Origin of the sequence: Marinobacter sp., from assembly GCF_052091845.1 — a bacterium.
Classification (GTDB): domain Bacteria; phylum Pseudomonadota; class Gammaproteobacteria; order Pseudomonadales; family Oleiphilaceae; genus Marinobacter.
On sequence record NZ_JBQDCO010000054.1, the window covers coordinates 9,930 to 19,556 of the forward strand.

General features: G+C 53.8%; 8 protein-coding genes and 1 pseudogene. 7 read left to right on the plus strand and 2 right to left on the minus strand.

Going from position 1 to position 9,627, the window contains the following annotated elements; translation table 11 throughout:
• Both ACTHYN_RS14305 and ACTHYN_RS14310 read right to left on the minus strand, forming a co-directional pair.
• Positions 1-256, minus strand: a 256-nt coding sequence (locus ACTHYN_RS14305; protein ID WP_441813099.1) for a LysM peptidoglycan-binding domain-containing protein, incomplete at its 3' end; no start/stop codon positions are given.
• 247 nt (positions 257-503) lie between these two features.
• Positions 504-1,127 (minus strand): TetR/AcrR family transcriptional regulator, encoded by a 624-nt coding sequence (locus ACTHYN_RS14310; RefSeq protein WP_441808214.1) that lies wholly within the window; start codon positions 1,125-1,127, stop codon positions 504-506.
• A gap of 214 nt (positions 1,128-1,341) precedes the next feature.
• Here ACTHYN_RS14310 and ACTHYN_RS14315 point away from each other — a divergent pair, with 214 nt between their 5' ends.
• From ACTHYN_RS14315 to ACTHYN_RS14345, 7 genes and pseudogenes are all read left to right on the plus strand, one after another.
• On the plus strand, positions 1,342-2,280 hold the full coding sequence (locus ACTHYN_RS14315; protein ID WP_441808213.1) for an ABC transporter permease: 939 nt from the start codon (positions 1,342-1,344) through the stop codon (positions 2,278-2,280).
• Positions 2,277-3,227 carry an iron chelate uptake ABC transporter family permease subunit gene (locus ACTHYN_RS14320; protein WP_441808212.1) on the plus strand — a complete coding sequence of 317 codons (951 nt, stop codon included), beginning with the start codon at positions 2,277-2,279 and terminating at the stop codon, positions 3,225-3,227. Before ACTHYN_RS14315 ends, ACTHYN_RS14320 begins: the two co-directional genes overlap by 4 nt.
• Complete coding sequence (locus tag ACTHYN_RS14325; protein ID WP_441808211.1) at positions 3,224-4,003, plus strand: iron ABC transporter ATP-binding protein; 780 nt, start codon at positions 3,224-3,226, stop codon at positions 4,001-4,003. The genes ACTHYN_RS14320 and ACTHYN_RS14325 overlap by 4 nt, the downstream gene beginning before the upstream one ends.
• Positions 3,994-4,971, plus strand: a complete 978-nt coding sequence (locus ACTHYN_RS14330; protein WP_441808210.1) for a siderophore ABC transporter substrate-binding protein — start codon at positions 3,994-3,996, stop codon at positions 4,969-4,971. The genes ACTHYN_RS14325 and ACTHYN_RS14330 overlap by 10 nt, the downstream gene beginning before the upstream one ends.
• Positions 4,972-5,001: 30 nt before the next feature.
• Positions 5,002-7,233, plus strand: coding sequence for a TonB-dependent receptor (locus ACTHYN_RS14335; RefSeq protein WP_441813100.1), 2,232 nt, complete (start codon positions 5,002-5,004; stop codon positions 7,231-7,233).
• 57 nt (positions 7,234-7,290) lie between these two features.
• On the plus strand, positions 7,291-8,898 hold the full coding sequence (locus tag ACTHYN_RS14340; RefSeq protein ID WP_441813101.1) for an ATP-binding cassette domain-containing protein: 1,608 nt from the start codon (positions 7,291-7,293) through the stop codon (positions 8,896-8,898).
• Positions 8,895-9,627: pseudogene (locus ACTHYN_RS14345) on the plus strand (hypothetical protein); the annotation flags it as partial. The gene ACTHYN_RS14340 and the pseudogene ACTHYN_RS14345, both read left to right, overlap by 4 nt.

Genomic DNA, 9,627 nt, shown 5'->3' on the forward strand with positions numbered 1-9,627 from the left:
GGTGGTTGGGCCTAGGGGCAGCGCAGTACTGCTGGGGAATTTTCAGGCGGATTAATTGGTCAGGTTTTATCAGGTCAGGATTGATAATCGAAGGATTGTCGGCCTGCACTTGCTGAATCAGTAGTGAAAGCTGCTCATCGTTCAGGCCTGCGTGGTACCGATAAAGAATCTTGGAGAGACTGTCCCCGGACCTGACTCGATACAGCAAAGTATCGAAGTTCTGGGTATAGCTGGTCGCAAAAGCTGCTGTGCTCATAATAAATCCCTTTAGAAATTCCGTTTTAAATCCCGCCTTTACATCCAAGTTCCGTGGCAGGTCTGTTTCCCATTCAAATGGTAATCATCCTCTGTGGTGATGACAAGTTAAAAGCTGGCCTTCCAAGGGATACCACAACTAATCATGTTTGGCACATACAGGACACTAGCGGCGATAACCGCACCCTAAATTGATCACGAACTAACTCACCAAAGCCCTGAACAAAACCCTCTATCACGGTACGCCATCATGAACCCCTGTCATGGTCTTTATTCAGAATAAACAGTGCCCCGACAATAAGGGCGTTCATACCTTGAGAAAACTCCGCCTCAACTTCAGCCTCATCAGCCACATGGCCCAATTCTAAGCCCGAATCATTCTCTGCTGCGGAATAGATCGTGTCAGCTACCGCGATGCAATGGAATGCAACGGTGGCGACTATCCAGCGCGCGCGGTTCTCGGGAATTCCATATACATCGGCGACTTGCTTGTGGTGCTCGCCGATTTTTGCGGTGATTTGCGGCGTTGAAGCTGACCTTCTTAGCAGGTAAGGCGGAAGGCCCGGGTTGGACTTTACTAAATCTTGCAAAGATGTGACGAGCGCCACCAGATGATCCTTCAGGCCATCCTTCCCCGTACCGCAAACTTTCGGAATCTCCCATCGTTGAAAGATCTCCTCGGCAACCAGTCGCTTAAGTTCTTTAAGGCTGGGAACGTGCTTGTAAAGCGCCATGTGACTGACACCCAATGAGGCCGAAAGGCCAACAAAGGTGATATTCGGCAGGCCCATCTCTATGCCCGCATTCGCTATTCGTTCTCGGGTGATAACCGGGGGGCGACCGCGGGCGGGGGTATTTTGCGACTGTGCCATGTTTGCTCCTTGGTCGACTGGGGCATCCATGAAACCGCGTTACAAAGCTCACGTCAAATTAGTTTATACAGTTGCAACTATATAAATTTTTATTTATTGTGTTGCGACTAATTATCATTACCATCCATCAAGGTTTTTCATGAACACTCCTGCTCAGAGTGAACAACAGCCCATCAAAGCTGCATGTGGCAGCCAAATATCAGGCGCCACTCGTATGAGAATGGCTTGTCTGTTTGTCGCGCTTTGCGTTGGGTCTCTGCTGATTGGTGCGCGGCAAATGGAGTGGTCTCAGGTAGTGCTCCTGTCAGGGGATACTTGGCTAACGCTGACAGCCAGTCGCCTGCCACGTATGGCAGCGCTCATCCTAACCGGTGTCGGTTTGGCGGTATGTGGCGTTATTCTTCAACACATTGTTCGCAACAGGTTTGTCGAGCCGGGCACCTCTGGGGGGCTGGATGCCGCAAAACTTGGGGTTCTGGTCTCGTTAACGCTGATGCCAGCGATGGGGAAGTTCAGTCAGATGCTGTTCGCGCTCGGGTTCTGTTTTGTCACAAGCCTTCTTTATGTCGCAGTGATAAGACGTATCCAGTTCAGGAATACCGCGCTTGTTCCAGTAATTGGTCTCATGTACGGCAGCGTTCTCAGCGCGGTCGCCGAGTTTTATGCATACCAGCAGAACATCTTGCAGAGCATGCAAGGTTGGCTGATGGGGGACTTCTCCAGAGTGGTTCAGGGCCAATACGAAGTCATCTATCTCATTCTACCTATTGCTGTTCTGGCATACCTCTATGCCCACCGGTTTACCGTTCTGGGGATGGGTGAGGACATGGCGACCAGTTTGGGGTTGGGCTATGCAGCGACCGCGACGCTGGGGCTGCTGCTGGTAGCGATCACTGTCTCCGTTACGGTGATCACCGTGGGGGCAATTTACTTTGTTGGGCTGGTGGTGCCCAATCTGGTGGTTCTGCACTACGGTGATAACCTTAAGCATACGCTTCCGCTGGTTGCAGTGGGTGGCGCAGCACTTCTATTGGCCTGCGACATCGTTGGCCGCCTGCTGATCTTTCCCTTTGAGGTTCCCATTGGTCTAACCGCCGGATTCATAGGCGGTGCGGTATTCCTCGTGTTGATTCTACGGGGAGAAAAACAATGAAGGGCAAAGGCGCGCTGTGGATCATTTTCTTGGCGGTCATTGCATTGGCGCTGGCGTTCGTATTCGCAGGCTCAGGGCTTAATTTCGAGTACATTATTCCCAAGCGTCTGATACGGCTGGCGGCCATTATTGTCGGCGGTATCTGTGTAGCGCTTTCGTCAATTATCTTCCAGACCCTCGTTAACAATCGAATCCTCACTCCGGCGATCATGGGCTATGAGGCCGTATACCTGATGTGGCAGTCAATGCTGCTACTTGTTCTCGGTACGCAAGGGCTGGTGGCCATCGGTTTGGGTGGGAACTTCTTTATCTCATCAATTCTGGTGCTGCTCTACTCTTGGGTCATCCACCGATGGCTGTTGGGTAACGGCAACAATGACGTTTACCGTCTGTTGCTCGTCGGGCTGGTGCTGACAATGGTCATTAGCACTCTCACACAGTTTGTTCAGCTTCGGATCAGCCCTGGTGAATTCGCAGTGTTTCAGGGCTTGAGTTACGCCTCTTTCAACCGAGCCCAGCCCGCTACCCTCCTCTACTCTTTGGTCGCGGTTACTGCGGTGTGTGTGATTGGCCGCAAATATCTACCAGAGCTTGACGTCCTCGCGCTAGGGCGTGATCAGGCGATGTCTCTGGGCGTTAATCACTCCAGACTCGTGGGCCTCTACCTTGCGCTAATCGCTATTCTGGTCGCCGTTTCGACCAGCCTGATCGGCCCCACGGCATTTCTGGGAATATTTGTCGCCAATATTGCGTACGCGCTGGCAGCTAGCCGAAGGCACCGCCTGACCTTGCCAATCGGCTGCGCCATCGCCATCGCAATCTTCCTCGTTGCCCAGTTTCTGGTCGAGCACGTCTTTAACTACAAAACCACCGTCAGCATCCTAGTCAATCTGGTGTGTGGCGCCTACTTCCTTCTGTTGACGGTCCGAGTTCGAGGCACCCTATGATCACTGTCCAGAATCTCTCTAAGGCATACGGCGCCAAGACGGTCCTGTCTGCAGTCAGTGCCGGCTTTCCACCCGGGTGCGTAACCTCCGTGATCGGGCCAAATGGTGCCGGTAAGTCGACTTTGCTGATGCTCATGGCGCGCCTTTCTGAGCCTAGCAGTGGGGACATCCTTTTCGACGGTGAACCCGTCGAAGGCATACCTACATCCGAGTACGCCAAGCGTGTCGCCACCCTAAGGCAATCCTCTGATTTCAATATGCGCCTGACGGTTGGGGAGCTTGTTGCCTTCGGCCGCTTCCCCTATAGCCGCGGTGTCATCAATGACAATGACCGTAGAGTGATCGACGAATCCATCGAGTTCCTCTCGCTTGAACCACTTCGTCACGCTTACATAGACGAAATCAGCGGCGGTCAACGGCAGATGGCCTTCCTCGCGATGACCATCGCACAACAGACGCCCGTGTTATTGCTAGACGAACCGTTGAACAACCTCGATATGAAGCACGCTGTGCAGATTATGCATGCGCTGCGCCGCCTGTGTGACGAGCAGAGACGCACCGTGGTTCTCGTGATCCACGATATTAATTTCGCTGCCAACTATTCAGACCACATTCTGGCCTTAAAAGGCGGGCAGATCCGGTTCAATGGACCATCCGGCGAGACCATCACCGAAGCACTTTTGCACGACTTGTATGACTTGGACTTTGAAATCCTGAGCAACGAACGCGGCTGCGTTTGCGACTACTTCACCCCCCGTTCCGGAGTATGGAAATGAGATGGAAAAAGACACATCGGGCAATAGTTTCTCTGACAATTCTGACGGCTATTTGGTTGCAAGGGTGCGGGGAAAAATCGAATAACCAACAGGCCTCTCTGCCTCTTGATGAACCGGTCATTGTTGAACACAGCCTTGGACGCACAGTGATTACTCAGCGCCCCCGTCAGGTGGCGGTGCTTGATATGAATGAGGCGGACTTTCTCGATCAGCTCGGCGTACCGATTGCCGGGATGGTGAAAGACTATGTGCCGCATTTTCTTGCCCGCTACAAATCGGCTCCAGACGTGCAAGATCTTGGAGCTATTACTCAGCCAAACATGGAAAAGGTGTATGCCCTCAACCCCGACCTGATACTGATAACGCCTATCCAGGCCAATCACTATGAAGAACTATCCGGGCTCGCACCCACCTTACATTTCGATGTCGACTTCCGAGACAGCAAAAATGGTCACATCACCGCCGTTAAAGAGCATCTTCGGTCGCTTGGCCGCATCTTCGACAAGAGCGATGTCGCCGGTCAAAAAATAGATGAAATCGACGCGAAGGTAGCACAAGCACGGCAGGTCACAAACGGTCGACCGGAAACCGCTCTAATCGTGATGCACAACAACGGCACTTTCAGCTCCTTCGGCGTTCGATCACGTTACGGGTTTATTTTCAATGCGCTTGGCGTGAAACCCGCCAGCAACATCGATGCATCCAGCCTGCACGGCCAACCCGTCTCCAGCGAATTTATCCATCAAGCCGACCCGGACATTCTCTATGTCATCGACCGCACGGCGGTTATGGAACGCCGCCCAGTCATGACTGCCGAGCAAATGGGTAACCCATTATTACGTCAAACCAAGGCATGGAAGAACGGGCGGGTGGTTTTTGTTGATGCCGACGCTTGGTACATCACCGCTGCCAGCGTGACCTCGCTGAAGATTCTGATCGATGAGGTTATCGCAGGGTATCAGGGCTAGTTTATTACAACTTACTGACAGGAATTTCCCATGAAAAGCACATTGAACGGCAGCTGTTTACCTGCCCAGGCGAGTGAGGCACGCCAACTTACCTCTGTTGTCGCGAGGTACCACACACCCATGGCTATTGTTCTTGGGTTGGCACTGGGGGGAGTGACCTTCTATGTACCGCTGGCGTCTGCTCAAAACACTGCTCCCGAGCCTTCAAACATTGAATCACTTCCCCAACTTGACGTCTTGGGCAACACGGTCTCCGCAAATGAAGCCTACTCAGGTGGTCAGGTAACGAACGGAAGCCGTGCCGGAATGCTGGGTGAAAAGGACTTCATGGAGACGCCATTCAATAGTGTCAGCTACACGGAGAAGTTTATTGCGGACAGTCAGGCTCAAGCGGTAACTGATGTAATTGCGGCAACCGATCCGTCGGTATTCAGTAGTGGCGTGACCGGGGAGAACCTCGAAAGCTACTCCATTCGAGGCTTCCGTTCCGACATCGGCGACGTTACGTTCGACGGCATGTTCGGCGTTGCCCCCTACTATCGAAGCTCGCCGGAAATGTTTGAACGCATTGAAGTTTTGAAGGGGCCTTCAGCGCTGCTGAATGGCATGCCGCCAAACGGGTCCGTAGGTGGCTCCGTGAACTTGGTCCCCAAGCGAGCTGGAAACGAACCAATGACGGAGTTTACAGCGACTTATATGTCTGACTCCCAGTTTGGCGGTCATATCGATGTGGGTCGACGTTTCGGCAAGAGGAATCAGTTCGGTGTGCGCTTCAATGGCGTCTACCGGGATGGCGAAACCGCCGTTAACCAGCAGGAGAAGGAAGTTCAACTGGCCTCGCTAGCCTTGGATTGGCGCGGAGATCAAGCCCGGATTTCCGCCGATCTGTATATGAGCGAAGACCGGATCAATGGCGCTACCCGGGGTCTCACCCTTGCACCGGGAGTGGAACTACCCACGGCCCCTGAGCCCGACACCTTGCTGAACCCCGACTGGGGATTCAACCACTCGAAAGATAAGGGCGCTATGCTACGCGGCGAGATCGATGTAAGCGATCAGGTCATGGCGTACGCCGCAATCGGCACCAGTGAGACGACATTTCGGGCGACGAACTCGTCTGTAGCCCAGATAATCAACGATGCTGGCGACTTTCGAAATAACATGGGTGACGTGGGCGACGAGGTTGAGCGGACGTCTATAGAGACGGGTGTTCAGAGCCACTTCCAAACCGGCTACATTGGCCATGAGGTAGCGATCAATGCCCAGCGATATAAAGAAGACTACCAACTCAACGCCCGCCGGGGCGTCCTTAATCAAGACTGGATCACAAATATCTACAATCCGGTCTGGGATCCACGGGATACCCCCTTCAACGTCCAGCCCATTACCCAAACCGATCTGCGCCTGACCAGTTATGGCCTAGCAGACACGCTGTCCGTTGCGGAAGACCGAGTACAACTGACTCTGGGCCTTCGGCATCAGGAAGTGGTTCAGGACAGCGCTCTGGCCAGCACGGGTATGCCGCTGAGCAGCTATGACGAAAGCGCGGTGACACCCGCAGTCGCGGTGATATTCAAAGCCACGGACGCCCTGTCGGTTTATGCCAACTACATAGAGGGCCTGAGCCAGGGAGCAACGGCACCAACCACGGCGGAGAATGCCGGTGAAGTATTCGAACCCTACAAGACAAAGCAGAACGAAATCGGCCTGAAGTTCGATCTGGGGGACTTTGCCCATACCGTAAGTCTCTACCAAATCAAGCGACCAAACAGTTATACCGACCCGGTTACTAATGTTTTCTCCTCTGGCGGAGAACAGCGTAACCGAGGGGCGGAGTGGAGCTTCTTCGGTTCCCCGCTGCACAGCTTGCGCCTGATGGGCGGCATCGCGTATCTCGATGCGGAGCTCACCAAAACGGCAGGCGGCGTGAATCAGGGCAATCAGGCCCCAGGGATACCCGAGCTGACCGGAAAACTAGGCGTGGAATGGGATGTTCCAGCACTGCAGGGTCTGACGTTGACCGGGAACACTACCTCTGTATCGGAACAGTACATCAACTCCGACAACTTCATATCGCTGTCAGGCCGCACCCTGTACGACATGGGTGCCCGTTACGACACCAGTGTCTCAGGTCAGTCCCTGATCTGGAGGCTTAACATTAAAAACTTGACCAATAAAACGTACTGGGCGACCCCACACTACACCTCACTTGGCGTGGGCGCTCCACGTACGGTCATGCTTTCGGCCACGATGGGGTTCTAAGCAGTGGAACACTTTTGACAACCGATCCGCTTCAATTGCTTCATTACCGGTGTCTGTATGAGTAGTATTAAATGGTATTCCGGCTTGATTAACGAGCCCCTGACGGCAGCGCTAAAACCAGCGCTGCCTATGCTTGCAGTTGGCACTCTGGCGGCTGCCTTGTCCGGCCTGACAAAACTGGGCGCACTGTGGTGCCTGGTGCAGGTGATCGATGATCAATCCGTAACATGGATCATCGGAGTAGGCGTGCTGTTGCTAGCCAGCGCAATATTGTCATCCGCAGCATCATGGTCCACTCACAAAGCGGAAGCCGGGTTTGCTGCCCGGCTGCGCCGACAGGTGGCCCAGCACCTGATCCGGCTGCCAGCAAGCACGCTTAGCCGGTGGGATGACAAGAAACTGCGCAGCCTGTTATCAAACGATGTCCTCTCGCTACATCATTTGGTAGCCCACCTCCCTGCCGAAATCGTTACGTTTGCCATCGTCCCTCTGGTGTCTATTGCATTTCTCGTGGCCATCTCTGGTTTACAGGCACTACTGGTGCTGACCCCCGGTGCAGCGGCAGCGCTCTACTATCTATGGTTTATGCCTAAAATTTCGGCACGTCATGGTGAGCAGCGCACGAAAGTCATGTCGGAAATCGTAACCGCAGTGGACGAGTATGCGAGGGGCATTCAGGCTAGCCGTATTTATGGTGCACAATCCGGGGCTCTGGCTTCCTACCACAGTGCCACAGACAGATTTACCCACGGGATGATTACCTGGGTCAGAAAGGTGGCAACGGCCGCAGCGGTTGCTGTGTCACTTCTGCAGGCCGTAGCAACGTTTGCCATTGCCTACGCAATCACATACCAGCAGGGTGCCGCAGCGATAGCCGCTGGCCTGTTTTTCGGTTTGGCTATCGTAACCCCTTCGCTCAGGCTTGGGCATGGTCTGGACTACGTTTCCGCCGGACGAAATGCGGCGCGACACCTGACAGATTTTTTTCGCGAATGCCCGCTCCCCAGCGCCAATGCAAGGGTGCCGGGAAACCGTGTATTGCTGGAAGCAAAAGCAGTCACCTTAATGGCAGGTGGACATTCCGTTATTGAGGGGGCGAATTATCGTTTTTCTCCCGGGACGATAACGGTTATATCCGGACCCAGCGGCGCGGGTAAGACTACATTACTTAGAACTCTAGCGGGACTGGAGCAAACACACAGCGGCTCCATGCGCCTATCAGGCATCGATTTGGCCATGCTTGATGAAGAAGCTCGTCATCAGGCAATCCGGCTATTACCGCAGGGCAGCTCTGCTCTGTTAACAAGCGTTCGAGAGAACCTTACTCTGGCTGATCCGGAGCAGGCTGATGAAAAGCTCGAAGCGGCACTGCGTCAAGCGCGGCTGGAAGTTGATCTCGACGCCCATGCCGGCAATCTATCCGGAGGTGAAATGCAGCGTCTGGGGCTGGCGCGCATGTTTCTTACGTCCGCACCGATACTTCTACTGGACGAACCAACCAGTGCACTGGATCCGGATACGACCAAACACATCATCAAATCCCTGCAGCTACTCGCGCACAGTCAAGGCAAAACCATTGTCATTGTTTCTCATGATCCGGTGTGCGCCGCCGAAGCAGATGTTCATCTACAAATGCAGGGAAATACATTAAGGGTTCCGGAATGAACGCCTCAACGCTGAATGAAAAGAGTACTCGCAAATCCCCTTTCTCACGAGACTCTCGCAACCGGGTGTTGGCAATCAGTCTGGGCTGGATTGTTGTCGCGGCGCTCGAAGCAACTGCATACACAACACTAGCGCTGGCAATTGTTCACCATCACCCCCCTGTCACAGTGGTAACAAGCGCTGCAATAGCCATATTAATGACCGTGTTAGTGACACGCGCAGGCTTTCTGTTAGGCGCCCGGTTGTCTGGAGATCTGTACGCAGCGCTCGGCAATGCATTAGCACGGGCCAAGTTGTCGTGGTTTTCCGGCGAGCATCAGGCAGAGGTTATGGTACTGGCCGGACGCGGAATTCCGGGATTTATGAGCATTCCAGCTCACCAGTTACAGTCACTACTGCACGCTCCACTCATACCCCTGTTACTTCTGATTGGTCTGGGATTAGTCGGTGGATTAGAGATAATGCTTGTGGCGGGTGGCTTGCTTGCCATGTCGTTGGGAATGCAGTTTTTCGCACAGCGCGCCCTCAAGAAAGTTGATATAGAACGGCATACCAGAGACCTGAACACAGCCCAATCCACGCAAGAACTCATAGACCATCTGGAACTGCTAAGAAACGCTGCCGGGCCGGTACTGGCGTTAAAGCGTATCGAGTGCCAATGGGGCCATCAGGAGCAGGCGATGGCGAGAATCAACCGGGGCGCAGCCATTGCAGTTTTCATCTCGGCAC